The 25,409-nt window shown below is 70.8% G+C and carries 25 protein-coding genes; 18 read left to right on the top strand and 7 right to left on the bottom strand.

All coding sequences use genetic code 11. The annotated features are described in order from the left end of the window. Positions 1-78 precede the first annotated feature (78 nt). From AC07DC_RS10535 to folE, 5 genes are all read left to right on the top strand, one after another. Positions 79-1,239, top strand: a complete 1,161-nt coding sequence (locus tag AC07DC_RS10535; protein WP_478913782.1) for a zinc-dependent metalloprotease — start codon at positions 79-81, stop codon at positions 1,237-1,239. Between the two features lie 144 nt (positions 1,240-1,383). After that, a complete protein-coding gene (gene tilS / locus AC07DC_RS10540; protein WP_478913784.1) occupies positions 1,384-2,379 on the top strand; it encodes a tRNA lysidine(34) synthetase TilS in 996 nt (331 codons plus the stop codon). Positions 2,380-2,414: 35 nt separating this feature from the next. Further along, positions 2,415-2,954: a hypoxanthine phosphoribosyltransferase gene (hpt, locus tag AC07DC_RS10545; RefSeq protein ID WP_138355918.1), complete on the top strand. Its 540-nt coding sequence runs from the start codon at positions 2,415-2,417 to the stop codon at positions 2,952-2,954. 239 nt (positions 2,955-3,193) lie between these two features. Next, positions 3,194-5,269, top strand: coding sequence for an ATP-dependent zinc metalloprotease FtsH (gene ftsH / locus AC07DC_RS10550; RefSeq protein WP_478913786.1), 2,076 nt, complete (start codon positions 3,194-3,196; stop codon positions 5,267-5,269). 148 nt (positions 5,270-5,417) lie between these two features. After that, positions 5,418-6,023 carry a GTP cyclohydrolase I FolE gene (gene folE, locus AC07DC_RS10555; RefSeq protein WP_478913788.1) on the top strand — a complete coding sequence of 202 codons (606 nt, stop codon included), beginning with the start codon at positions 5,418-5,420 and terminating at the stop codon, positions 6,021-6,023. 113 nt (positions 6,024-6,136) lie between these two features. Here the strand turns inward: folE and AC07DC_RS10560 are convergent, their stop codons facing one another. Continuing rightward, the gene (locus AC07DC_RS10560) at positions 6,137-8,017 is read right to left on the bottom strand and encodes a phosphatidylglycerol lysyltransferase domain-containing protein (RefSeq protein ID WP_478913789.1); all 1,881 of its coding nucleotides are present in this window, start codon (positions 8,015-8,017) and stop codon (positions 6,137-6,139) included. A gap of 165 nt (positions 8,018-8,182) precedes the next feature. Between AC07DC_RS10560 and AC07DC_RS10565 the strand changes: the two genes are divergently transcribed. From AC07DC_RS10565 to AC07DC_RS10600, 8 genes are all read left to right on the top strand, one after another. Further along, positions 8,183-9,289, top strand: a complete 1,107-nt coding sequence (locus tag AC07DC_RS10565; protein WP_478913791.1) for an alpha/beta hydrolase — start codon at positions 8,183-8,185, stop codon at positions 9,287-9,289. A gap of 28 nt (positions 9,290-9,317) precedes the next feature. Beyond that, complete coding sequence (gene folP / locus AC07DC_RS10570; protein WP_478913793.1) at positions 9,318-10,190, top strand: dihydropteroate synthase; 873 nt, start codon at positions 9,318-9,320, stop codon at positions 10,188-10,190. Beyond that, on the top strand, positions 10,187-10,654 hold the full coding sequence (locus AC07DC_RS10575; RefSeq protein ID WP_478913795.1) for a nuclear transport factor 2 family protein: 468 nt from the start codon (positions 10,187-10,189) through the stop codon (positions 10,652-10,654). Before folP ends, AC07DC_RS10575 begins: the two co-directional genes overlap by 4 nt. Positions 10,655-10,937: 283 nt before the next feature. After that, positions 10,938-11,297 carry a dihydroneopterin aldolase gene (gene folB, locus AC07DC_RS10580; protein ID WP_138355885.1) on the top strand — a complete coding sequence of 120 codons (360 nt, stop codon included), beginning with the start codon at positions 10,938-10,940 and terminating at the stop codon, positions 11,295-11,297. Further along, a complete protein-coding gene (folK, locus tag AC07DC_RS10585) occupies positions 11,294-11,884 on the top strand; it encodes a 2-amino-4-hydroxy-6-hydroxymethyldihydropteridine diphosphokinase (protein ID WP_478913797.1) in 591 nt (196 codons plus the stop codon). Before folB ends, folK begins: the two co-directional genes overlap by 4 nt. Before the next feature lie 96 nt (positions 11,885-11,980). Beyond that, the gene (locus AC07DC_RS10590) at positions 11,981-12,460 is read left to right on the top strand and encodes a DUF3180 domain-containing protein (RefSeq protein WP_478914110.1); all 480 of its coding nucleotides are present in this window, start codon (positions 11,981-11,983) and stop codon (positions 12,458-12,460) included. Between the two features lie 317 nt (positions 12,461-12,777). Beyond that, positions 12,778-13,305: a cupin domain-containing protein gene (locus AC07DC_RS10595; RefSeq protein WP_478913799.1), complete on the top strand. Its 528-nt coding sequence runs from the start codon at positions 12,778-12,780 to the stop codon at positions 13,303-13,305. Next, a complete protein-coding gene (locus AC07DC_RS10600) occupies positions 13,302-13,712 on the top strand; it encodes a rhodanese-like domain-containing protein (RefSeq protein ID WP_478913801.1) in 411 nt (136 codons plus the stop codon). Before AC07DC_RS10595 ends, AC07DC_RS10600 begins: the two co-directional genes overlap by 4 nt. A gap of 18 nt (positions 13,713-13,730) precedes the next feature. Here the strand turns inward: AC07DC_RS10600 and AC07DC_RS10605 are convergent, their stop codons facing one another. Beyond that, the gene (locus AC07DC_RS10605; RefSeq protein WP_478913802.1) at positions 13,731-14,891 is read right to left on the bottom strand and encodes a betaine/proline/choline family ABC transporter ATP-binding protein; all 1,161 of its coding nucleotides are present in this window, start codon (positions 14,889-14,891) and stop codon (positions 13,731-13,733) included. 198 nt (positions 14,892-15,089) lie between these two features. Here AC07DC_RS10605 and AC07DC_RS10610 point away from each other — a divergent pair, with 198 nt between their 5' ends. From AC07DC_RS10610 to AC07DC_RS10625, 4 genes are all read left to right on the top strand, one after another. After that, positions 15,090-15,767 carry an ABC transporter permease gene (locus tag AC07DC_RS10610; RefSeq protein WP_478913804.1) on the top strand — a complete coding sequence of 226 codons (678 nt, stop codon included), beginning with the start codon at positions 15,090-15,092 and terminating at the stop codon, positions 15,765-15,767. Next, a complete protein-coding gene (locus tag AC07DC_RS10615) occupies positions 15,767-16,480 on the top strand; it encodes an ABC transporter permease (RefSeq protein ID WP_478913806.1) in 714 nt (237 codons plus the stop codon). The genes AC07DC_RS10610 and AC07DC_RS10615 overlap by 1 nt, the downstream gene beginning before the upstream one ends. 61 nt (positions 16,481-16,541) lie before the next feature. Next, positions 16,542-17,486: an ABC transporter substrate-binding protein gene (locus AC07DC_RS10620; protein WP_478914112.1), complete on the top strand. Its 945-nt coding sequence runs from the start codon at positions 16,542-16,544 to the stop codon at positions 17,484-17,486. Between the two features lie 199 nt (positions 17,487-17,685). Then, on the top strand, positions 17,686-18,687 hold the full coding sequence (locus AC07DC_RS10625; RefSeq protein ID WP_478913808.1) for a hypothetical protein: 1,002 nt from the start codon (positions 17,686-17,688) through the stop codon (positions 18,685-18,687). 30 nt (positions 18,688-18,717) lie between these two features. On the opposite strand, the gene AC07DC_RS10630 is transcribed toward AC07DC_RS10625, so the two are convergent. Beyond that, on the bottom strand, positions 18,718-19,869 hold the full coding sequence (locus tag AC07DC_RS10630; protein WP_478913810.1) for an NADH-quinone oxidoreductase subunit D: 1,152 nt from the start codon (positions 19,867-19,869) through the stop codon (positions 18,718-18,720). Between the two features lie 45 nt (positions 19,870-19,914). Next, complete coding sequence (locus AC07DC_RS10635; protein WP_478914114.1) at positions 19,915-20,922, bottom strand: SAM-dependent methyltransferase; 1,008 nt, start codon at positions 20,920-20,922, stop codon at positions 19,915-19,917. Positions 20,923-21,162: 240 nt separating this feature from the next. Here AC07DC_RS10635 and AC07DC_RS10640 point away from each other — a divergent pair, with 240 nt between their 5' ends. Beyond that, positions 21,163-22,119 (top strand): carbohydrate-binding protein, encoded by a 957-nt coding sequence (locus AC07DC_RS10640; RefSeq protein ID WP_478913812.1) that lies wholly within the window; start codon positions 21,163-21,165, stop codon positions 22,117-22,119. 24 nt (positions 22,120-22,143) lie between these two features. On the opposite strand, the gene AC07DC_RS10645 is transcribed toward AC07DC_RS10640, so the two are convergent. The 3 genes from AC07DC_RS10645 to AC07DC_RS10655 all read right to left on the bottom strand — a co-directional run bounded on the left by AC07DC_RS10645 (position 22,144) and on the right by AC07DC_RS10655 (position 25,247). Further along, positions 22,144-23,076 carry a 1-phosphofructokinase family hexose kinase gene (locus tag AC07DC_RS10645; protein WP_478913814.1) on the bottom strand — a complete coding sequence of 311 codons (933 nt, stop codon included), beginning with the start codon at positions 23,074-23,076 and terminating at the stop codon, positions 22,144-22,146. A gap of 75 nt (positions 23,077-23,151) precedes the next feature. Beyond that, positions 23,152-24,306 carry an N-acetylglucosamine-6-phosphate deacetylase gene (gene nagA, locus AC07DC_RS10650; RefSeq protein WP_478913816.1) on the bottom strand — a complete coding sequence of 385 codons (1,155 nt, stop codon included), beginning with the start codon at positions 24,304-24,306 and terminating at the stop codon, positions 23,152-23,154. After that, positions 24,306-25,247, bottom strand: coding sequence for an ROK family protein (locus AC07DC_RS10655; RefSeq protein WP_478913818.1), 942 nt, complete (start codon positions 25,245-25,247; stop codon positions 24,306-24,308). The genes nagA and AC07DC_RS10655 overlap by 1 nt, the downstream gene beginning before the upstream one ends. Positions 25,248-25,409: the final 162 nt, after the last annotated feature.

Consider the following 25,409-nt stretch of genomic DNA (forward strand, 5'->3'; position numbering starts at 1 on the left):
GCCCCGCACCGGTCCCGGCCCAGGACCCCCGGCCGTTATCCGACCCCCAAAGCCGGAGCGGCAACGTACCGTGAAGGCATGACGAGCGTCGGTGGTGCCGAGATGGTCGACTGGAACCTCGCAGTGGCAACCGCACAGCGGTTGGTGCGACCGGGGCCGGAAGTCAGCGGGGACGAGGCGCGGGCGATCGTCGCCGAGTTGCGCGAGCACGCGCGTTCCTCGGAGGAGCACGTGCGCGCGTTCACCCGCATGTACGGGGACGCGGCGGCCCAGACGAACGGCACACCCGTGCTGATCGTGGACCGCACGGGCTGGGTGAAGGCGAACGTCGCCGGTTTCCGCGAGATCCTCAAGCCGCTGCTGGGCAAGATGCAGGACCGCCGCCCCGGCGGCCTCGGCGGTATGGCGCTCGGCACGGTCGGCGGCAAGGTCACCGGCGTCGAGGTCGGGATGCTGCTGTCGTTCCTGGCGTCCCGGGTGCTCGGCCAGTACGAGACCTTCGCCCCCGCCACCCGCGAGCTGCCGGCCGGCCCCGTCGTCCCCGTCCCGGGAGAGCCCCGCGCGGGCCGTCTGCTGCTCGTCGCGCCGAACATCGTGCACGTGGAGCGGGAACTCGACGTGGACCCGCACGACTTCCGGCTGTGGGTGTGCCTGCACGAGGAGACGCACCGCACGCAGTTCACCGCCGTGCCGTGGCTGCGCGACCACATCGAGGGCGAGATCCAGTCGTTCCTCGCCGAGACCGACATGGACGCCTCCACCGTCATCGAACGGATCCGGGAGGCCGCCCAGTCCTTCGCCGCCGGTGGCGGCGCCAAGGAGGAGGACGAGGCGGACGAGGGCCGCAGCCTCGTCGATCTCGTCCAGACCCCCGCCCAGCGGGAGATCCTCGCGCGCCTGACCGCCGTCATGTCGCTGCTCGAAGGCCACGCGGACTACGTGATGGACGGCGTCGGCCCCGACGTCGTGGCGACCGTCGCGGAGATCCGGGAGAAGTTCCAGCAGCGCCGGGCCAGCGGCGCGGGCCGGCTGGACCAGGTGCTGCGCAAGGTGCTGGGGCTGGACGCGAAGCTGCGCCAGTACAAGGACGGCGAGCGCTTCGTGCGCGCTGTCGTCGACGAAGTGGGCATGGACGGCTTCAATCGGATCTGGACGTCGCCCAACACGCTCCCGACGAAATTGGAGATCGCCAAACCGGCGGACTGGGTCGCAAGGGTGCACCGCCGCAGCGATTCGTGACCACCCAACGCCTCCCGGTTCACCCGTCCGAGGGACCGTAAGCGCAGGGTAAGGCGTGCGATGCTCGGGTACTGCCCCAGCTTCTGTCACCATCTAGCTACTTTGCGTGATCACCCTCACAGCCTCCATAGGAGGGAACCGGATATGGGTCCCCACCCCACGGTCGCCGCGATACGCCTGGCGGTCCGCCGCGTACTTCACGACGTCCTCATCGCCACCCCCGCCCCCAACCCGCTCGTCCTCGCCGCCTGCAGCGGAGGCGCCGACTCCATGGCGCTCGCCGCGGCCCTCGCGTTCGAGGCCCCCAAGCTCGGCGTGCGCGCCGGGGCCGTCACCGTCGACCACGGGCTGCAGCCCGGCTCGACCGGCCGGGCCCTCGAAGTCGCCGCGCGCCTGCGCAGCCTCGGGCTCGACCCCGTGGATGCCGTCGGTGTCACCGTCGGCCGCCAGGGCGGGCCGGAAGCCGCCGCCCGTGACGCCCGGTACGGCGCCCTCGACGCCACCGCCGACGCCCGCGGTGCCGCCGCGGTCCTGCTCGGCCACACCCGGGACGATCAGGCGGAAACGGTGCTGCTCGGGCTCGCACGCGGCTCCGGCACGCGCTCGCTGTCCGGCATGGCCGCCGTATCGGGCGCGGGCGGCCGCTACCGCCGCCCGTTCCTCCTGCTCGACCGCGACACCGTACGCAAGGGATGCCTGGCCCAGGGCATCGACGTGTGGGAGGACCCGCACAACCACGACCCGGCGTACACCCGCTCCCGGGTCCGCCACGAGGCGCTGCCGGTGCTGGAGAAGTCCCTCGGCAAGGGCGTCATCGAGGCGCTGGCCCGTACCGCCCAGCTGTCGCGAGACGATGCCGACGCCCTGGACCAGTGGGCGGCCACCGCAGAACGTGATGTTGCCGACGGTGACGGCACCCTGGACGCGGACCGGCTGTACGTCCTTCCGGCCGCCGTCCGCCGCCGGATCCTGCGCCGCGCGGTCATCGCGGCCGGTTCCCCGCCCGGATTCCTCTTCGCCCGCCACATCGAGGAGGTCGACCGGCTGGTCACGGACTGGCGTGGGCAGAAAGGTCTCAACCTGCCGGGCGGCGTCGAGGCCCGGCGGCGCAATGGCAGACTGTTCTTCTCACCGTCGTAGACCTTGAGGAACCAAAACAGGTGAACGAGAACGACATGGGCACCGATCTCGAAAAGGTGCTCATCACCAAGGAAGAGATCGACGCCAAGCTGATCGAGCTTGCCGCGAAGATCGACAAGGACTACGCCGGGAAGGACCTGCTGATCGTCGGCGTGCTCAAGGGCGCGGTGATGGTCATGGCGGACCTGGCACGCGCGCTGTCCACCAACGTGACGATGGACTGGATGGCGGTGTCCTCCTACGGCGCCGGCACGAAGTCCTCGGGCGTTGTCCGCATCCTCAAGGACCTCGACACCGACATCGCCGGCCGCGATGTGCTGATCGTCGAGGACATCATCGACTCCGGTCTGACGCTGTCCTGGCTGATCAGCAACCTCGGCTCGCGCGGCCCGGCCTCCCTGGAGGTCTGCACGCTGCTGCGCAAGCCGGAGGCGGCCAAGGTCGAGATCGATGTGAAGTACACCGGCTTCGACATTCCCAATGAATTCGTCGTCGGCTACGGACTCGATTTCAACGAGAAGTACCGCAATCTCCCATTTGTCGGAACACTCGCCCCGCACGTATACGGCGGCTGACGCCCCGTTCGTCCGAGGATGTCCCCGTTCGGCGCAGCCCGTGCCGACAACGGGGAACCCCGCACCCTTTCCCGCCGTTGAAGCAGGGGAAGCCGGGATTGTTAACGGTCGGCGGCCGCCTCGGTGGACAATGCTGAGGTACCGTCCGAAGGTCGGGTCATACACCGGATGTGCGCGCGGCCATCGAGCCGCGCTGCCTCACTGTGGCAGGAGGGACGGGGCGTCCGCGCCCCGCATGGATGGACGTCAAGCGCTATTTCCGTGGGCCAGTCATGTGGATCGTGCTGGCTGTCATCGCCGTGGTCGTCCTCATGCAGGTCGTCGGCTCCTCCGGCGGCTACAAGACGGTGGACACCGGCCAGGTCGTGCAAGCGATCCACAGCAAGGACAACATTCTCAAGTCGGCGGAGATCACCACCGGCGACGAGCAGATGATCAAGGTCGAGCTTGTCGACGGCGCAAAGGTCGGCGGCAAGGACCTGGGCACCAAGCTCAAGGCGAGCTACGTCAGTGACATCCAGGGCACTGACCTCGCCGCCTACCTCCAGAAGAAGGTCGACGGCGACGCGACCGCGGGCGGCACGCTGCCCGACGGTTTCACCGTCTCGCCGTCCAAGCAGAACGCGTTCGTCAGCATCCTGCTGTCGCTGCTGCCGTTCGTCCTGATCGTCGTGGTCTTCCTCTTCCTGATGAACCAGATGCAGGGCGGCGGATCCCGCGTCATGCAGTTCGGGAAGTCCAAGGCCAAGCTGATCACCAAGGACACCCCCAAGACCACGTTCGCGGATGTGGCCGGGGCGGACGAGGCGGTCGAGGAGCTCCACGAGATCAAGGAGTTCCTGCAGGAGCCGGCGAAGTTCCAGGCCGTCGGCGCCAAGATCCCCAAGGGCGTGCTGCTCTACGGCCCGCCCGGTACCGGTAAGACCCTGCTGGCCCGCGCTGTCGCGGGTGAGGCGGGCGTGCCGTTCTACTCGATCTCGGGCTCCGACTTCGTCGAGATGTTCGTGGGTGTCGGCGCCTCGCGTGTCCGTGACCTCTTCGAGCAGGCCAAGGCGAACGCTCCGGCGATCGTCTTCGTCGACGAGATCGACGCCGTCGGCCGGCACCGCGGTGCGGGTATGGGCGGCGGGCACGACGAGCGCGAGCAGACGCTCAACCAGCTGCTCGTCGAGATGGACGGCTTCGACGTGAAGGGCGGCGTCATCCTGATCGCCGCCACCAACCGGCCGGACATCCTGGACCCGGCGCTGCTGCGCCCGGGCCGCTTCGACCGGCAGATCGCCGTGGACCGCCCCGACCTCATGGGCCGGCTGGAGATCCTGAACGTCCACGCCAAGGGCAAGCCGGTCGCTCCGAACGTCGACCTCCGGGCCGTCGCTCGCCGCACCCCCGGTTTCACCGGCGCGGACCTGGCGAACGTGCTCAACGAGGCCGCGCTCCTGACGGCCCGCGGGGACCGCAAGCTGCTCGACAACGAGACCCTCGACGAGGCGATCGACCGGGTCGTGGCCGGACCGCAGAAGCGGACCCGGATCATGTCCGAGAAGGAGAAGAAGATCACCGCGTACCACGAGGGCGGACACGCCCTGGTCGCGGCGGCTTCTCCGAACAGCGACCCGGTGCACAAGATCACGATCCTCTCCCGCGGCCGGGCCCTCGGTTACACGATGGTCCTGCCGGACGAGGACAAGTACTCGACGACGCGCAACGAGATGCTCGACCAGCTCGCCTACATGATGGGCGGCCGGGCGGCGGAGGAACTGGTCTTCCACGACCCGACCACCGGCGCCTCGAACGACATCGAGAAGGCGACCGCGACGGCCCGCGCGATGGTCACCCAGTACGGGATGACCGAGCGGCTCGGCGCGATCAAGTTCGGCTCGGACAACGCGGAGCCGTTCCTGGGCCGTGACATGGGTCACCAGCGCGACTACTCGGAAGAGGTCGCCGGGCTGGTCGACGAAGAGGTCAAGAAGCTCATCGAGACCGCGCACAACGAGGCGTGGGAGATCCTGGTCGAGAACCGCGACGTTCTCGACAACCTGGTTCTGGCGCTCCTGGAGAGGGAGACGCTGAACAAGGAGGAGATCGCCGAGATCTTCAAGGCCATCGTCAGGCGCCCGCCGCGTCCGGCCTGGACCGGGTCCTCGCGGCGTACGCCGTCGACCCGCCCGCCGGTGCTCTCGCCCAAGGAGCTGGCGCTCACCAACGGCAGCCAGTCCGCCAACGGCAGCAGCACCGCCACCCCGGCCATCGAGAAGGCCACCGAGACGGTGGAGCTTCCCGAGGACTCGGGCAGCGGTACCGACAGCTGACCACCGGAAACCGGTCGGCGACAGCCGCCCGGCGAAGGTGATCCCGGAATGCAGGCCGCGCCCCCAAGGTTTTAGCCTTGGGGGCGCGGCCTTCCGCTTTCGCAGAAAACTGCAAGTCCTGCAGGTCCGTACGAGGAACGAGGCACAGATGACCGACCCGGTGACGCTGGATGGTGAAGGGGCCATCGGCGAGTTCGACGAGAAGCGCGCCGAGGCCGCTGTGCGAGAGCTCCTCATCGCGGTCGGCGAGGACCCGGACCGGGAAGGCCTGCGGGAGACACCCAGCCGGGTGGCCCGCGCCTACAAGGAGATATTCGCCGGCCTCTGGCAGGAGCCGGAAGACGTCCTGACCACGACGTTCGACCTCGGGCACGACGAGATGGTGCTGGTGAAGGACATCGAGGTGATGTCCAGCTGCGAGCACCACCTGGTGCCGTTCGTCGGTGTCGCGCACGTCGGCTACATCCCGGCCGCCAGCGGCAAGATCACCGGGCTGTCGAAGCTCGCCCGGCTGGTCGATGTCTACGCCCGCCGCCCGCAGGTCCAGGAGCGGCTCACCACGCAGATCGCCGACTCGCTGATGCGCATCCTGGAGCCGCGCGGCGTGATCGTCGTCATCGAGTGCGAGCACATGTGCATGACGATGCGCGGGGTGCGCAAGCAGGGCGCGAAGACCATCACCTCGGCGGTGCGCGGTCAGCTGCGCGACTCCGCGACCCGCTCCGAGGCGATGAGCCTGATCATCGCCCGCTGAGACCGCCCGCCGCACCACCCGCCGCAGCGCTTGCCACACCACGTGTCACGACGAAACCGGCCGGGCCCCTGTCAGGGCCCGGCCGGTTTCGTTGTCGCGGATGGTTACCGCGGTCAGGCGACGCTCTTGACGACCCGCTCCGGCTCCGAGGCGTTGGCGTAGCAGGACGCGCTGTGCGCGGCCCGCTTGGCCCGGCCCGGCAGGAACCGCTGGAGCGCGTCCGGCAGCGGCAGCGACAGGGTGACGAAGCCCTCCGCCTGCATGGTGGCGAAGCCGATCCGCGGGAGGTCCCGGGAGTTGCGGAACACCAGGAACCGCGGCACCCACTCCGGCTGGAACTTCGCGTTGAACTTGTACAGCGACTCGATCTGGAACCAGCGCGACAGGAAGACCAGCAGTCCCCGCCAGCCGCGCAGCACCGGCCCCGCCCCGATCCGCTCACCGCGGGCGAGCGCCGAGCGGAACATCGCGAAGTTCAGCGAGACGTTCTCGACGCCCAACTCCGGCGCGTGCTGCAGCGCCTCGACGATCAGCAGTTCGTTGAGGCCCGGGTCGGCGCTGCGGTCGCGCCGCATGAGCTCCAGGGACATGCCGTCCTTGCCCCAGGGCACGAAGTGCAGCACGGCCCGCAGGTCGCCCAGCGGCGACTCGATACCGTCCTCGCGCTCCTTGTGGGCGGTGACGACCACGCAGTCGCCGTCCTCGACGTCGCCGAACCGGCCCAGCGCCATGGAGAAGCCGCGCTCGGTGTCGGTGCCGCGCCAGGCGTCGGCGGCCTGGCGGACCTGCTCGCGCTCGGCGTCCGACAGCTCGTGGACCCGGCGCACCTTGCAGACGTAGCCGGAGCGTTCGATGCGCTTGACCATCTGCCGGACGTTGCGCATCGCGCGGCCCTGCATGGTGAAGGCGCTGGTGCGCACGATCGCCTCGTCGCCCAGCTCCAGCGCGTCCAGGCCCGTCTCGCGGGTCCAGACCTCGCCGCCGGTCTCGCTGCAGCCCACGACCGCCGGGATCCAGGCGTGAGCGCGGGCCAGCTCCATATAGCGCTCGATGGCACCCGGCCAGGCCTCCACGTCCCCGATGGGGTCGCCGCTGGCGAGCATCACCCCGGACACCACCCGGTAGCAGACGGCGGCCTTGCCGCTCGGTGAGAACACCACGCTCTTGTCGCGGCGCAGTGCGAAGTGGCCGAGCGAGTCGCGGGCGCCGTGCTTGGCCAGCAGCTCGCGCAGCTGGTCCTCGTCGGCGCTGCTGAGCTCGGCGACCGGCCGTGCCGGACGCAGGATCAGATACGCGGTGGTGCCGGCGATCAGGAACCCGAGCCCGCCGAGCGAGTAGGCCACGACGTCCGAGGCCCGGTCACTCGTATAGCTCACCGGGCCCTCGAAACCGAAAAGCCCGTACAGCACGTGCTGCAGCCGCTCGATCAGGCTGGGATCGCCCATCTCGACGCGGGGGTGGGCGCTGACGATCAGCAGCCCCAGCCCGAGGGCGACGACGCTGAGCAGCACGAAGTTGGCCGCCGCGCGCCAGCGGGTGCGCGGGTCCGACAGGGCGTTGAACTCCGCCCGGTGGACGATCAGCAGCGCGAGCAGCCCCAGAGAGACGAACGCGCCGACGCCCGAGTGCCGGTAGACCAGCTGGGTCGCGGCACCGGTCGGCAGCAGCAGGACCGCGGCCCACCAGGCGCGCACCTTCCCGCGTTTGAGGCCGTGAGCCAGCATCAGCAGCAGGATGCCGGTGACCACCGACCCGGCCGCCGCGAGCGAACTCATGGTGCCGGGAAAGACCATCGCCATGTGGTGCATCCGGCCGTTGCGGAAACCGGGGAACACGCCGGAGACGACGTCGAGCAGCCCCACCACGGCCCCGGCGGTACCGACGACCGCGGGGACGGAGGAGGAGCGGAGGAACCGCGGCCGCCGCGTACCGGCGTTTGCGCGATCAGTAGACACGGGCACCTGCCCAGGGAACCCGGACGGCGAGTTCTCCATCTACCTGTACAGACATGGGTCACCAAGCCCCAACATTGCGGGATATGTTCCGCAAACAGCTCTCGATATGAACAATTTGCGCCCTCTAGGACGCGAAGAAAGGCCCTTAGGTTCCGTCAGAAGGAGCCGGAACCGGGCCGCGGACAGGAAAGTACGTCACTCGACATGGGTCTTACCAGTAAGAAGGTCCTACTGCTGGCGGTCATAGCCGCAGTAGTGCTGTTCGTGGTCACCGTATGGCTCTGGCCGCGGCTGTCCAAGCGCAGCGTCCCGGCGGTGTTGGGGCGGGTCGGCATGATGCTCTTCACCCAGTTGTCGATGATCGCGGCGCTCGGTCTCGCCGCAAACTACTCGTTCGGCTTCTACGCCTCCTGGGCCGACCTGTTCGGACAGGAGTCCGAGCCGGGCGTCGTCGTCGACCACTCGGGTGCGGCCAACCAGCTGCAGGTCGTCGGCCACAAGTACGTCAACGTGCCCGGCGGTTCGGTGCCGAGCGTCGGCGGCCAGATCCAGAAGGTGGTGTTCCAGGGCGGAGCGTCCGACATCACCACCCCGGCCTATGTCTACCTGCCGCCCGAGTACTTCCAGGACGCCAAGCGCAGGTTCCCGGCGTCCGTGATCCTCACCGGGTACCCGGGCACCGCCGAGGCGCTGTTCAAGAAGATGAAGTACCCGTCGATCGCGCACCAGCAGGTCAAGGACGGCAAGGCCAAGCCGACCATACTGATCATGATGCGGCCGACCGTGGCCCCGCCGCGGGACACCGAGTGCATGGACATCCCCGGCGGCCCGCAGACGGAGACCTTCTTCACCAAGGACCTGCGCGCGGCCATGTCCAGCCACTTCCGGGTCGGCACCAAAGCCCGGAACTGGGGAATCATGGGCGACTCCACCGGTGGCTACTGCGCCCTGAAGCTCACGATGCGGCACCCCGAGGCGTACTCGACCGCTGTCGGCCTGTCCGCCGACTACAAGGCGCCGCACGACCGGACGACCGGCGACCTGTTCGGCGGCGACAAGCAGCTCGAACTGCAGAACAACCTGTCGTGGCGGCTGAAGAACCTGCCGCACCCGCCGGTGAACCTGCTGGTCACCAGCAGCAAGAAGGGCGAGCCGAACTACCGGGAGACGCTGAAGCTGATCGGCGCCGCGAAGGCGCCGACGCACATGTCGTCGATCATCCTCGAGAGCGGCGGCCACAACTTCAACACCTGGGGCCGGGAGATCCCGCCCGCCCTGGAGTGGCTGAGCGGCCGGCTCAGCGACCAGTAGTCGACCGGCCAGCGCCTACGCTTGGCGCATGAATACGCTGCGGGGCTTCGTGGACGGTCTTCCTGAGTGGGACCGCTGCGCGGTCATGGGCGTGGTGAACGTCACGCCGGACTCGTTCTCCGACGGCGGCCAGTGGTTCGACCCGGAGCTGGCCGTCAAGCACGGCCTGGACCTCGTCGCGTCCGGCGCGGACATGGTGGACGTCGGCGGGGAGTCGACGCGGCCGGGAGCGGCCCGGGTCTCGGAGGCCGAGGAGCTGCGCCGGGTGATCCCGGTGGTGCGGGAGCTGGCCGCGGCCGGCGTCCTGGTCAGCGTGGACACGATGCGGGCGGCGGTCGCCGAGCGGGCGGTCGCGGCGGGTGCGCGGCTGGTCAACGATGTGAGCGGCGGCGGCGCCGACCCCGCGATGGTCCCGGTGGTCGCCGACGCGGGGGTGCCGTTCGTCGTCATGCACTGGCGCGGGCAGAGCATCGACATGAACAACCGGGCGGTCTACGGCGACGTGGTGGCCGAGGTCGTCGCCGAGCTGGGCGAGAGCTGCGAGCGCGCGGTCGCCGGCGGTATCGACCCGGCCCGGATCATCCTCGACCCGGGCCTGGGCTTCGCGAAGAACGCCGAGCACGACCTCGCGCTGATGGCGCACCTCGGTCAGCTGCGCGCGCTGGGCCGTCCGCTGCTGGTGGCCGCGTCCAGGAAGCGCTTCCTGGGGCGGGTGCTGGCCGGGGCGGCCGGAGATCCGCCGCCGGCCAGGGAGCGAGACGCGGCGACCGCCGCGGTCTCCGCGATCGCCGCCCGCGAGGGCGCGTGGGCGGTACGGGTGCACGAGGTGCACGCGAGCGCGGACGCGGTGCGCGTCTCGCGGGCCATCGAAGGCGCGGCACGGACGGCGGGTGCCGCGTGACGCCTCGCACGACGGAGGCCGCGAAGGTCGAGGAGGCGAACCAGGCGTTCTACGACGCGGTGGAGAACTCGGACCTGGACGCGTTGGAGGAGATCGTTCTCACCGGTCCGCTGGCCGAGACGGTCTCGGTGGTGCACCCGGGGTGGCCGGTGCTGCGCGGGCGCGGCGAGGTGATGCGCTCGTACGCGCTGATCATGGCGAACACCGAGTACATCCAGTTCTTCCTGACCGATGTCGAGATCGCGGTCGACGGTGACACGGCTCTGGTGACCTGCACCGAGAACATCCTGACCGGGGGACCGGCCGAGGAGGACGGCTCGGCGGGGACGCTGGTGGGCGCCCTGGTGGTCGCCACCAATGTGTTCCGGCGCACACCGGAGGGGTGGCGGCTGTGGGTGCACCACGGTTCGCCGGTACTCGCCGACGGCGACGACGAAGAGGACACCGCGGGTCCCGGCGCCTGAATCACGCCCGCCGATCACCCCGCGTTCACCCGTCCGGCCCGGGATCCGGCCGTCCCGGCGGCACCGTCACCCGTTCGCGCCAAGAATCCGCCGGGAGACGGGTAGCGGCCCGGCTCGTGGGTAAAGGGCTGGAGTCCGCCCCGCTCTGACCTGGGCCGGACCGGCCCCGGACAACCCGTCGGCACGCGTTGTCGGTAGTCGCGGGTAGATTCGATTCCGGGCGGGCCCGTACAGATGGCGGGACTCAGCCCGTCCGTCCGAACAATTCAGCAGGAGTGATCTCGTGGATCGTGTCACGCTGCGCGGCCTCAAGGCCCGCGGTAACCACGGCGTGTTTCCCAGGGAGCGCGAGGAGGGCCAGACCTTCGTCGTGGACCTGGTGCTCGGCCTGGACACGGCTCCTGCCGCGGCCGGGGACGACCTGACGAAGACCGTCCACTACGGCGTGGTGGCCGAAGAGGTCGTGGATGTCGTCAAGGGCGAGCCGGTCGACCTGATCGAGACCCTCGCCCAGCGCATCGCCGACCAGTGCCTCAAGCACGAGGCAGTCCAGGAGGTCGAGGTCACCGTGCACAAGCCGGACGCCCCGATCACCGTTCCGTTCGACGACGTGACCATCACCATCACCCGGAGGCGCCCGTGAGTCCCGACCCCACCGTGCAGCCCGTACACCCGTCCGTGGTGGCGCAGGTCGATGCCGCCGACACGACGCTGCACAACCCCCAGCGGGCCGTGATCGCGCTGGGCAGCAACCTGGGCAACCGGCTGGAGACCCTGCAGGGCGCCATCGACGCGCTGGAGGACACTCCCGGCGTGCGCGTCAAGGCGATCTCGCCGGTCTACGAGACCGAGCCGTGGGGCGTCGAGCCCGGCAGCCAGGCCAACTACTTCAACGCGGTGGTGCTGGTGAAGACCACGCTGCCGCCGTCCTCCCTGCTCGAACGCGGCCAGGCCATCGAGGAAGCGTTCCTGCGGGTCCGCACCGAGCGCTGGGGCCCGCGCACCATCGACGTGGACATCGTTGCCTACCAGGGCATCGTCTCCGCCGATCCCGACCTGACGCTGCCGCACCCGCGCGCACACCAGCGGGCCTTCGTTCTCGCGCCCTGGCACGATGTTGACCCGTCGGCGGAGCTCCCCGGCCACGGCGAGGTGGCAGAGTTGCTGGCGGCGGTCGGCAACGAAGGCGTGCAGGCCCGCGGCGATGTGGAACTCCGGCTGCCCGAATAAGCGTTAAGCGGTCGGGCAGGCGGGCGCCACCGGCGCCGACCGCACCACGAGCACGACGACAACCGGCAGATGAACCATGTGAGGGGCGAACACTCGGTGAAGGCGCTGCGCATCAGAACGCTGCTGGGGCTGTTCGCGGTGGCGGGGGTGCTCTCCTGGGCCGGGGCCAAGCTGTGGGACTCGCTCGGCACGCTGCCGAGCGTCCCGCTGGCCGCGCCCATCGTGCTCGCGCTGATCGCGGCGGTGCTCACCGCGACCGCGCTGTCGCTGCGGACCCGGCTGCGCGCCCAGCGCGACCGCGTCCCCGGCGCCAAGGGCGTCGACCCGCTGCTGGCGGCCCGCGCGGTGGTCTTCGGCCAGGCGAGCGCGCTGGTGGCCGCGCTGGTCGCCGGGATGTACGGCGGCGCCGGCGTCTTCCTGCTGATGTACCAGTTCGACGTTCCGCCGCGCCGGGACCAGGCGGTCTACGCGGGCTTCGCGGTGCTGGCCGGTCTCGCGGTCGTCGCCGCGGCGATCTTCCTGGAGCGGGTCTGCAAGCTTCCCGAGGATCCGGAAGACACCGCGCCCGGCATCTGAGACGCGAGCCCAAATGTTGACCGCCTCGAGGGTGGCGTGATTCAGTCTTCGATGTGAGTGGTATCGGACGGCGACTTCACCGGCGAGTGCACCTGGACCTCGTCCGGTACGCGGGCTGCGTGTGTCCGGGTTCACGCTGAACCCCGCCTCCCCGCTCACCTCCGCGCCGTAGCCTGCCGCCGCCGTCCGTTTCCGGACGGCGCAGTGCCGTGCCGGCGCCTCCCTCCCGGGTGGTCCTGTTGTCCGCACCAGCGCTTGTTTCCGCATCCCCTTCGACATCCCCTTCCGGATCCCTTTCCGCGCCCGCCGCCACGGCCGTGCTGTCCGAACCGGCCCCGGCTCCCGCGCATGCCGCCGCACCCACGGCGGCCGAGCTGCTCGACTTCGTCCGCTCCGTCGCCGCCGACCCGGAGAAGGTCGCCCAACTGGCGCTCGACCCGCTGGACCGCACCTGGATCCGGCTGGAGGGCCCCGGCGGAGCCGAGGCCTGGCTGCTGGGCTGGCCGCCCGGCACCGAGACCGGCTGGCACGACCACGGCGGCTCGTACGGCGCCTTCGTGACCGCGGGCGGCGAGCTGACCGAGGACTCCCTCGCGGTGCCGCTGCCGTCGGAGGGCTGGAGCTCACTCGAACTGGCAGAGGGCCTGGACCGCACCCGCTCCCTGCCGGCCGGCAGGGGGCGCGCCTTCGGCCGCAACCATGTGCACCAGGTCGTCAACCGCTCCGACGAGCGGCACGCGATCTCCGTGCACGCCTACTACCCGCCCCTGCCGCTGATCCGCCGCTACCTCCGCGACGGCCGCACCCTGCGGCTCGATGTCGTGGAACACCCGGAGACCTGGTGACCGACCCCGCCGCCCGCAGCATCGACGACCATCTGGAGCGCGTCAGGACCCGCCTGGACCGCCTCGACGCGCCGGCCGCCGCCGAGGCCGCCGCGAACGGCGCCGTCCTGGTCGACATCCGCTACGCGGCGCTGCGCGACCGGGACGGGCTCATCCCCGGCGCGCTCGTCGTGGAGCGCAACGAACTGGAGTGGCGGTTGGACCCGCTCGGCGACCACCGGCTGCCGGAGGCGACCGGTCACGACCTGACGGTCGTGGTGATCTGCAACGAGGGGTACGCCTCCAGCCTCGCCGCGGCCTCCCTGCAGGACCTGGGCCTGCACCGCGCCACGGACCTGGACGGCGGATTCCAGGCGTGGCGCGCCGCGGGACTGCCCGTGATCCCGCCGGCCGGCCCCAACTCCTAGCGCCTGTCCGGACGGGCCCTAGCCGGCCCGCTCGATCGACTCGATCGTGACGTCGGCGCGGTCCGCGCCGTGCGCGTCCGCGTCGATCGAGCGGCGCAGCGCTTCGTGCAGCCGTGCCGGGGTGAGCACGCCGAGGAAGTGATCGCCGTCGACGACGGCGATCCACCCCGCGTCGTACTGCAGCATGGCGCTGAACGCCTGCTTGAGCGTCGCGCCGATCGGCACCCACGCCTCCATGCGGCGGGCGTGGTCACGGACCGTGGAGCCCTTGCCGAGCAGCGCGTCCACGGTGATCCAGCCGTGCAGCGCGCCCTTCGCGTCCAGGACGACCGCCCAGCGGGAGCCCTCCGCGCGCATGCGCGCGGCGGCGGTGTCCACCGGGTCGTCGAGCCGTACGGTGGGCGGCTGTTCCAGGTCGGCGGGCTGGATCTCGGTCACCGACAGCCGCTTGAGCCCGCGGTCGGCACCGACGAAGTCGGCGACGTACGGGGTGGCGGGCGCGCCCAACACGGTCGCGGGCGTGTCGTACTGCTCGATACGGCCCTCGCCGTAGACCGCGATCCGGTCGCCGAGCCTGACCGCCTCTTCTATGTCGTGCGTCACGAACAGCACGGTCTTGCGGACGGTGGCCTGCAGCTTCAGGAACTCCGACTGCAGCCGCTCGCGCACCACGGGGTCGACGGCGCCGAAGGGCTCGTCCATCAGCAGCACCGGCGGGTCCGCGGCCAGCGCGCGTGCCACCCCGACCCGCTGCCGCTGCCCGCCGGAGAGCTGGTCGGGGTAGCGGTCGCCGTAGACGGACGGGTCGAGGCCGACCAGGTCCAGGAGTTCGGCGGCGCGCTCACGGGCCCTGCCGCGCTTCCAGCCGAGCAGCGCGGGCACGGTCGCGGTGTTCTCCAGCACGCTCTTGTGCGGGAACAGGCCGACCTGCTGGATGACGTAGCCGATCCGGCGGCGCAGCTTCACCGGGTCGATGGAGGCGATGTCCTCGCCGTCCACCAGGATCCGTCCCGAGGTCGGTTCGATGAGCCGGTTGACCATCTTCATGGTCGTCGTCTTGCCGCAGCCGGACGGCCCCACCAGCGTGACCAGTTCACCTTCGGCGACCTCGAACGACAGGTCGTCGACGGCGGTCGTGCCGTCCGGGTACCGCTTGGTGACGTTCTCGAATCGGATCATCGGTGCCTGGAATCCTCACTGACGGGTTCTCAAGACCGTACTCTTCCCGAGTTCCGGCCCGGAATTGTGGCGGGAGTATTGCGGCTGCATGGCGGACCGGCCGGATTGTCACAGGTGCCGGATAGGGTCGGGCCACGCGACGACTGTAGGGCTGTTGTCGGACGAATGTACGGACCGGAGCGGGGGGAGGTGAGGGGCATGGCCAAGCGGAACTGTCTGGTATCCAACGACTGGATCTGTGGTGAATACCTGCGCACGCGCAGTCATGAGCTGACCGATGCCACCGTCCAGCACCTGTGGATCACAGCGGTGTCGGTGGCCCTCGGGCTGCTCATCGCGTTCCCGGTGGCGTTGATCGCGCGGCGCTGGCGGCCCCTGGCGGGCCCCGTGCTCGGGCTCTCCACCGTTCTGTACACGGTGCCCTCGCTGGCCATGTTCTCGCTGCTGCTGCCGGTCTTCGGCATCTCCCCGGCCGTCGTCGTCACGGGCCTGGTGCTCTACTCCCTGACCATTCTGGTGCGCAACATCATGGCCGGCCTGGAATCCGTGCCCGAGGACGTGAGAGAGGCCGCCCGCGGGATGGGATACGGGCCGCTGCGACTGCTGTTCGCCGTGGAACTGCCGCTGTCGCTCCCCGCGCTGATGGCCGGCCTGCGGATCGCCACCGTCTCGACGGTGGCGCTGACCACCGTCGGCGCGATCATCAACTACGGCGGCCTCGGCAACCTCATCTACACCGGCATCGACACCATCTTCAAGGCGCAGGTGCTCACCGCCTCGGTGATCTGCGTGGCCATCGCCATCGCGGCCGACGTGCTGCTGCTGGGTGTGCAGTGGCTGCTCACCCCGTGGGCGCGGAGCAGGAAGGCGGCCTGATGAACGCGGTATCCGGAGCCTGGGACTGGCTGAACGACAGCGCCAACTGGAACGGCACGGACGGGGTGTGGCACCGGCTCGGCGAGCATGTGTACTTCACCGTCGTCTGCCTGGCCCTGGCCTGTCTGATCGCCCTGCCGATCGCCATCGTCCTCGGCCACCTCGGCAAGGGCGGGGCCATCGCGGTGAACATCTCCAACGTGGGCCGCGCGGTGCCCACGTTCGCGATCCTCGTCCTGCTGATGTTCGCGATGGGCTCGGACAGCGACTGGCCGACCATCATCGCGCTGGTGCTGTTCGCCGTGCCGCCGCTGATGACCAACGCCTACGTCGGCATGCGCGAGGCCGACCGTGATGTCGTCGAGGCCGCCCGCGGCATGGGGATGACGGGAAGTCAGTTGATGTTCCGCATCGAACTGCCGCTGGCCTTTCCGCTGATCTGGACGGGCGTGCGGTCCGCTGCGGTCCAGGTGGTGGCCACCGCGACCATCGCCGCCATGGCGGGCGGCGGCGGCCTCGGCCGGATCATCACGGCCGGCTTCAACCGGCAGATCACCGCGCAGGTGGTGGCGGGAGCGGTGCTGGTGGCAGGACTGGCCCTGCTGATCGAGGGAATCTTCATCGCGCTGCAGTGGTTGCTCGATCCGATGCGGCGCCGTCGCCGACCCCGTGCCGGCAGCGTTGTCCCCGCCTCGACCCCCGCTACTCCCTGAACCCCATGAATTTTCCTGCACTGTGGATGGAGAACCGATGAACCCGACGCTGCGCGTCACGATGGTGGCCGCTGCCGCCGCACTGCTCCTCACCGGCGTCACGGGCTGCGGTGGCGACAGCCTGGAGAAGTCCGGCTCCAACAGCGCCTCCCCGTCGTCCGGGGAGAAGAAGGGCTCGCTGGTGATCGGCTCCGCCGGATTCACCGAGAGCACGGTGCTCGCCGAGCTCTACGCGCAGATCCTCAAGGACGCCGGCTACTCCACCTCGGTACAGACGCTCAAGAACCGCGAGCTTTACGAACCGGCCCTGGAAAAGGGGCAGATCGACATCGTTCCGGAGTACGCGGCCACGCTCGCCGAATACTTCAACACCAAGCAGAACGGCCCCAAGGCGGCCCCGGTCGCGTCCGCCGATGTGGCGGCGACGGTGAAGGCGCTCACCACCTTCGCCGAGCCCAAGGGCCTGAAGGTCCTCGAAGCCGGTCCGGCCATCGACCAGAACGCCTTCGCCGTCAACAAGGACTTCGCCACCGAGCACAAGCTGAAGACCCTGAGCGACCTGGGCGCCGCCAAGATCCCGGTCAAGCTGGCCGCCGGCGACGAATGCCCCGACCGGCCCTTCTGCTCCCCGGGTCTGAAGAGCAAGTACGGCATCGACATCACCGGTATCGACCCCAAGGGCGTCGGCACCGTCCAGTCCAAGCAGGCCGTCAAGGACGGCACCGACCAGCTGGTGCTGACCACGACCACGGACGCCACGCTCGACCAGTTCAACCTGGTACTCCTCGAGGACGACAAGAAGCTGCAGAACGCGGACAACCTGCTCCCCGTGGTGAATGCGAAGGACGCCGGCGCGGCCGATATCGCCACCGTCCTCGGAAAGCTCACCAAGGCGCTCACCACCGCCGATCTCACCGACCTCAACAAGAAGGTCGACGCGGAGCGCCAGAAGCCGGCCGACGTCGCCGCCGAGTACCTGAAGTCCAAGGGTCTGATCAAGAGCTGACGCCGCCGGCCGGCCCGGCGCGGCCGGCCCGCAACGCCAAGATCCATAACGGGACAGGGCGGGGTACGGAGGGCATTGCGGAAACACATGGTGTTGATCCGGATGCCCTCCGTATTCATCGCGCCATCCATTGCCGGGGAGACGGCGATAAATCGGACCCCGGGCCCCACGCGTCCCATTCGCACGCTAGTTTCGAGCCATGCCACGAGGACGCCACCGCCATTCACCCCCGCTGCACCGGCTGCTGCCCCCGCTGACGCTGGCCGGGTCCGCGGTGGCCTGCGTCGCCGCCGCCTGGATCAGCTCCGATCCGATGGTGCTGCGCGCGGTCGTCGCGGCAGCGGCCGCGGCCGCCTGCGGCGGCGCGGTCATGGCACGTACGTGGGACCGTGCGGCCGGCCGCCGGGTCGCCGACCTCACCACCGCCCGCGCCCGTGACGAATGGCATGCCGACGAGCGCATAGCCGAGCTCGAGACGGACCTCGACGAGTCCCGCGAGCTGCGCGTGCGCCTGGACACCCAGCTCAGCGCCAAGCGCGCCGAGCTGGCCCGGCTGCGCACCGAACACGCCGATCTGCTCCGCCGCTACGCCACCGCCGAGAGCGAGCGGGCCCGCGCCCTCGAAGGCCGCCGCCAGCTCGCGCTGGAAGCCGCCAAGACCCCGCTGGCCATCGCCGCCTCGTTCATCGGCCCGGCCGCGTTCCGGAAAGCCGATGAGGCGCTGCTCAACCTCGGCCGCAACGCCGCCCGCCAGCAGGCCCTGCGCACCGTCGAGGAGGCCAGGCGCCGCGACTCCGCGGCCGCCGGCGCCGACGGCACCAGTGACGACGAGCCCCAGGGGCGGCACGCCGCGGCCGAGTCCGCCGAGCCGGCCGAGACGCACACCCGCCCGGAGTCCCCGGCCCCCCGGCCCGCCGGCAGCCTGCCGATCCGCGAGCACCGCCTCATCCCGGCCGTGGCCGCCGCCGTACTGCCCTACGCGAAGCCGCACCGCGCCGGTTCCGCCAGCCGCGCGCTCGGCGGCTTCGACTTCTTCGGGACCCAGAAGTCCGACGCCGCGCACGAGGACCTCGCCGACGTCGTCGGCGAGGAGGCCTACGCGGAGCACGAGGCGCAGCTCGCGGCCGAGGTCATCGATCTCACCGAGCACGACGAGACCGAGCAGATCGACGTCAGCGGCCTGCGGGCGCACTCGTCCTGACGGGCCGGTCCTGTCGCCGGCCCCCGCCGGCTACTTGTCGACGTCGCCGACGACGAAGAACATCGAGCCCAGGATCGCCACCATGTCCGCGATCAGGGTGCCGGGCAGCAGCACCGTCAGCGCCTGGATGTTGTTGTACGACGCCGAGCGCAGCTTGAGCCGGTACGGGGTCTTCTCGCCCTTGGAGACCAGGTAGTAGCCGTTCAGGCCCAGCGGGTTCTCGGTCCACGCGTAGGTGTGGCCCTCCGGCGCCTTCAGCACCTTCGGCAGCCGCTGGTTGATCGGGCCCTGCGGCAGTTCGCCGAGCCGGTCGAGGCAGGCGTCCGCCAGGTCCAGCGCGTTGTGGGTCTGCGCGAGCAGCACCTCGAAGCGGGCCAGGCAGTCGCCCTCGGTGCGGGTGACGACCTTCAGGGTGTCCTGCAGCTCCGCGTAGGCCAGGTACGGCTCGTCGCGGCGCAGGTCGAAGTCGACGCCCGACGCGCGCGCGATCGGCCCGCTGACGCCGAAGCCGTGCACCGCCTCGGCCGACAGCGTGCCGACACCGCGGGTGCGGCCGCGGAAGATCTCATTGCCCAGGACCAGGTCGTCGAAGCGGCCCATCCGTGACCTGACCTGCGCGATGGCGTGCCGGGCGCGGCCGAGCCAGCCGTTCGGCAGGTCCTCCTTGAGGCCGCCGACGCGGTTGAACATGTAGTGCATCCGGCCGCCGGAGATCTCCTCCATGACGTTCTGCAGCTCCTCGCGTTCCCGGAACGCGTAGAACACGGCGGTGATGCCGCCCAGCTCCAGGGGGTACGAGCCGAGGAACATCAGGTGGTTGAGCACCCGGTTCAGCTCGGCCAGGAGCGTCCGCGTCCACACCGCGCGCTCCGGGACCTCCATGCCCAGCATCCGCTCGACGGCCATCACGACGCCCAGCTCGTTGGAGAACGCCGACAGCCAGTCGTGACGGTTGGCGAGCATGATGATCTGCCGGTAGTCCCGCGCCTCGAACAGCTTCTCCGCGCCGCGGTGCATGTAGCCGACGACGGGTTCCGCGGTGATGATCCGCTCGCCGTCCAGCACGATCCGCAACCGCAGCACTCCGTGCGTGGAGGGGTGCTGGGGGCCGATGTTCAGCACCATGTCGGTGCCCTCGGCCTGGCCGCCGATGCCGATCGTGGTCTCCGTCATGGACGGCATTCTGTCAGCCCGCCCTCCGGCCCCGCTTGGGGGCGACCGGTCGCGTCACCCCGCGGCCGGCTCCGTCGGCAGCAGGCCGTGGCAGGCGTCGCCGACGGGGGTGGCCAGCCAGCGGAAGGCGCCGAGGCCGCCGGGGTCGATCAGTTCGGCCGCCTCGCCCGCCGCGGCGAGGCCGCGCAGATAGCCGCGGGGGTCGCTGGAGGCCAGGGCGAGCGGCGGGCGGGCCCCGGAGACGCCCAGGGCCCGCAGGGCGGCGCGCTGGGTGACGAGAGGGGCGCCGCCGCCGACGGCGTCCAGCGCGACGTGCGAGGTGAGGTCGCAGGAGCCGTCCGGCACCGGCGGCACCTCGCGGCCGTCGCGGAAGCCGGTGAGGGTGCCGTACGGGGGCCGCGCGGCCCGTTCGTGGGCGTAGTCGACGGCGACGGCGAGCCCGGCGTCCAGCGAACCGGCGGCCGCCGCCCAGGCGGCGTCGCGTGGGAGTCCGATCTCGGCGCGGGCGCCGGGCGTCCCGGCAATCGGCCACCAGCGCCGCAGCCACGCCGCGTCCTCGGCGCGCAGCGGTCCGCCGGGGCGTTCCCGGCCGTCGGCGGGGCGGACGAGGACGTAGCGCGGCTCGCCCGCCCCGTCGGTCTCGGCGATGTCGACGGGGATGTTGTCGAGCCATTCATTGGCGAACAGCAGCCCGCGCACGCCCCGGGGCGGGGCGGCGGCCCAGCCGATGCGGTCGTCGAGCCCGGCGGGGCGCGCGGAGCGCTCGACGGCGTACGGCGCGACCCGTGTGCCCACCTCGTCCGGCAGGACGTCCAGGACGCCCGTCAGCAGTTCGGCGGAGCCCGCGCCGACGTCCACGAGTGCCAGCCGGTCCGGCGCGCCCAGCGCCTCGTCCACCCGCAGCAGCAGTTCGGCGACGGCCCGTGCGAAGAGCGGAGAGGCGTGTACGGAGGTGCGGAAGTGCGCGGCGGGCCGTTCCCGCACGAAGAAGCCTCCGGGGCCGTAGAGGGCGCGTTCTGTGGCGTCCCGCCAGCCCGGCCATTCGGAGCCCTCGTCGTCGATCACGGGACCACCGTAGGACGTGTGTCCCGTCACAGGGGAACCGGAACGACCGGGTGATGCGTCGAAGGCCAGAGCGGGCAGTCCTCCGACCCGGGTAGGGTTTCGTGGGTCAAACATGTCCGCCCGCGACGCTGCGGAAGCGAGAGCGCAGGCCTTGTGACCGCGCCGCGGACTAATCGATCATGAGCCATGGGTGCACCGCGCCGCGATGGGCATGTGCAATTAGGGAGTGAACTGCGGATGACGGCCGGCAATAACGGCGCCTCTGAGAACGACGACCCCTTCGCGTACCTCTACCGCTCGGAGGGCGGCGAGGGCGAGAGTTCCGGGGCGGCCCCAGAGGGCGCGACGGTGGCACAGCCGGGCGTGCCACGCACGTCGTACAACCAGGTCCAGCGGGTCGGCGAGCGCCGCCCGCCGCAGCAGGGCGGCTACGGCTACCCGCCGCAGCAGCCCCAGCCGCAGCCCGGCTACGACCAGGGCTATGCGCAGCAGCCGCCCCAGCAGGCACAGCCGCCCCAGTACACGCAGCAGCAGACGCAGTACGCGCCGCACGGCGGCGGCAGCGGTGACGGCGGCGGGTCGCAGGGTCCGAACCGCAAGGGGCTGATGATCGGCGCCATCGCGGTGGTCGTGGCGGTCGCCATCGGCATCGGCTTCGCGATGACGCAGGGCGGCGGCAAGAAGGACAACGCGACGGACAAGCCGTCCACCCCGCCGTCCTCGAGCGCCCCGGCCTCGCCGAGCCAGTCCGCCACCACCCCCGACAAGTTCGCCTCCAAGGTCGTGGACGCCGCCACGCTGTCGCTGTCCGGCGGCGCCGCGCAGACCACGGCGATGCCGGGCGCCAAGGCGGCGGGCGGCACCTCCGTGGGCGGCTTCACCACCGTCGGCGCGAGCGCCTCGTACACCTTCGACGTGCCCAAGGACGGTACGTACACGCTGTTCATCAGCTTCGGCAACGTGGGCGAGGACGCCGGTCTCACCCTCAGCGAGAACGGCAAGCTCCGCACCAACCCGGTGAACATGCACAACTACATGAAGACCACCGACTGGTCGAAGGCGTGGGCCACCACGTACGTGTGGGTTGACCTGAAGCAGGGTTCCAACACCCTTGCCCTGACCTGCGCGCCGGGCAACAAGTGCGGCGTCAACCTGGACCAGGTGTGGATGAAGGAAGGCCAGGTCAAGAAGTAAGGCCAGGTCAAGAAGTAGGCCCAGTCAGGAAGTAGCGCGCGCGGCGGCGGTCACCTCGACGCGCCCGAGCAGCTCTTCGTAGGCGGCGCGGTCGAACTCGCCCGCCGCGGGCGCCAGTACGGTCGCGGCGGACAGCGCGATCGCGCGAGCCAGCCGCCCCGGCCAGTCCAGGCCCTCGACGAGGCCCGAGAGCAGTCCGGCGACAGCCGAGTCGCCGGCGCCCGTCGGGTTGCCCGACAGCCGGGCCGGCGGCACCGCCCGCCAGACGGCGTCCTCCGTCACCGCCAGGATGCCCTCGGCGCCCAGCGAGGCGGCCACGGCCCGCGCACCGCGCCTGCGGGCCTCCTCCGCGGCGTGTGCGGGCTGCGTGGAGCCGGTGAGCCGGGTCAGCTCGTCGAGGTTGGGCTTGATGAGATCCGGGCGCGCGGCCAGACCGCGGCGCAGCGGCTCGCCGCTGGTGTCCAGCAGGACGGGCACCCCCGCGGTGCGGGCCTCGCGGATCAGCTCCGCGTACGAGCCCACCGGCAGGCCGGGCGGCAGGCTGCCGCACAGGGCGACGGCGGAGGCCCCGGCCAGCAACTCGCGGTAGCCGGTGAGGAACGTGGCCCACTCGTCCGCGCCGACGGTGGGACCGGCCTCGTTGAACATGGTGGAGTCGCCGGTCGCGTCGTCGACGACGCCGATGGTGCGGCGCGTTGTGCCCTTGATCGGCACGAGCGCGTCCCGCACGGTGCCGAGCCCGGCGAGCCGTTCGCGCAGCACCTCCCCGGTGGAGCCGCCCACGAAGCCCGTCACGACGGCGTGGTGGCCGAGCGCGGCGAGCACCCGGGCGACGTTGATCCCCTTGCCGCCGGGCCGCTCGACGGGCTCCGAGACCCGGTGGGTGGTGTGCGGTAGCAGGCGCGGAACGCGGTAGGTGATGTCCAGTGCGGCGTTCGGCGTGACGGTGATGATCACGCGTAGATGATGGCAAAGGAACGGCGGCCCGCCCAGGGGGTGGCGAACCGCCGTCGTGAAGTCGTCCTGGCGGCCTCAGGAGGGCCGGACGACCCACTCGCCCTTGCGCATCACACCGACCAGGTCGTACGAGGCGTTGAGCACCACCAGGTCCGCGTCCTTGCCGGTCTCCAGCGAGCCGATGCGGTCGTACTGGCCGAGCAGCCGCGCCGGATTGGCCGAGATCGCCTGCACGGTGTCCTCCAGCGACAGCTTGTCGATGGTCAGCGCGCGCTTGAAGGCGGTGTCCAGGGTGAGCGTCGAGCCGGCGATGGAGCCGTTCTCGACGAGCCGGGCGACACCGTCCCTGACCTCGACCTTCATCGGGCCGAGGTCGTAGTTCCCGTCCCCGAAGCCGGCCGCGTCCATCGCGTCGGTGATGAACGCGACCCGGTCCGCGCCCGCGCTGCCGAAGGCGAGTTCCAGCACGGCGGGGTGCAGATGCGTGCCGTCGTTGATCAGCTCGACGGTGATCCGCTCGTCCTCCAGCAGCGCCGCGATCGGGCCGGGGGCACGGTGGTTGAGCGTGGGCATGGCGTTGAACAGATGCGTGGCGACGGTCGCGCCCGCCTCGATGGCCTCGATCGTCTGCTCGTACGTCGCGTCCGTGTGGCCGATGGCGGCGATCACGCCGTGCTCGACGAGCAGCCGCACCGAGTCCAGGCCGCCGGGCAGTTCGGTGGCGAGGGTGACCATCTTGGCGGTGCCGCGGGCCGCGTCGATGAGCTTGCGGACCTCGGCCGGGTCGGGGTCGCGCAGCAGCGACTCCATGTGCGCGCCCTTGCGGCAGGGCGAGATGAACGGGCCCTCGAAGTGGATGCCGGCCAGATCGCCCTGCTCGACGAGCTCGGAGAGCAGCGCCGCGCGCTGCGCCAGGACGTCCATCTCGCCGGTGACGGTCGACGCGACGACGGTGGTCGTGCCGTGCTCGCGGTGAGTGCGGACGCCGGTGAGGATCTCCTCCGCGGTCCCCGAGGTGAAGGACGCCCCGCCGCCGCCGTGGTTGTGGATGTCGACGAAGCCGGGAACGACCGTGTGGCCGCTGAGATCGAGGGTGCCGGCCTCCGCGGCCTCGTCGGCCACGATCCGGCCGCCGTCGACGGTCACCCGGCCGTTCTCCACCACGCCGGACGGCAGCACCACACGGGCACCGGTCAGTACCGTGCGCTGCGTTGTCGTTACGGGGGCCATCAGGCGGTTACCTCCACGGAGAGAAGATCCCAGGCGAGCAGACCCGCGCCCAGGCATCCGGCGGTGTCCCCGAGGGCCGCGGGGACGATGAGCGGGAGCTTCTGGAACGTGATGCGTTCCTCGACCGCCGCGCGCAGCGGGCCGAAGAGTGTGTCCCCAGCTTCGGCCAGACCGCCGCCGATGATGAGGACCCTGGGGTCCAGAAGAGTGAGGCCGGTGACCAGCCCGTCGGCGAGCGCGTCGATCGCCTCACGCCATACGGCCAGCGCGCGCGGGTCGCCGGATTCGACGGCCTTGGCGCAGTCGGCGGCGGACGTGTTGTCGGTGGCCTGATCGCCCAGGGCGGCCGCCCAGGCGCGGGAGACGGCGGAGGCGGAGGCCAGCGTCTCCAGACAGCCGCGCTGGCCGCAGCCGCACAGGGGTCCGCCGGGGCGGACGACGATGTGACCGATCTCGCCCGCGTAGCCGTGCGCACCCGCCTCGATGCGGCCGTCGATGCCGATGGCGCCCGCGATGCCGGTGCCCAGCGGGAGGAAGAAGAACCGGTCGGCGCCGTTGCCCGCACCGATGCGGCCCTCGGCGAGACCGCCGGTGCGCACATCGTGCCCGAGGGCGACGGGGATGCCGCCGAGCCGTTCGGAGACCAGCGCGCGCAGCGGTACGTCGCGCCAGCCGAGGTTGGCGGCGTAGACGGCGATGCCCGCCGTGTCGTCCACGATTCCGGGCACGGCGACGCCGGCCGCGGCGGCGGGTTCGCCGTACTCGCGGATCCCGTGGTCCCGTAGGTCGGCGGCGAAGCCGAGGATGGTGGCGACCACGGCCTCGGGGCCGCGTTCCCGTCCGGTCGGACGGCGGGCCTCGTGCAGAAGCGTGCCGTCCTCCCCGACCAGGGCGGCCTTCATTCCGGTACCGCCCACATCGAGCGCGATGACGTGTCTCACGCAGGACAGTGTCCCCTCTACCCAGGGAAAGGTCTAGTCCACTTACGCCATGAAGATCACCCTTCGCGAACGGGTGAATCGCCTTGTCTGCGCGGTTACATCCCTTCTGTCCCCGGCCTAAACGAAGGGCGTTGCCGAAGCGAGACAGCCGTGGTGTAGACC

It is taken from the genome of Streptomyces sp. NPDC045021, assembly GCF_056432645.1.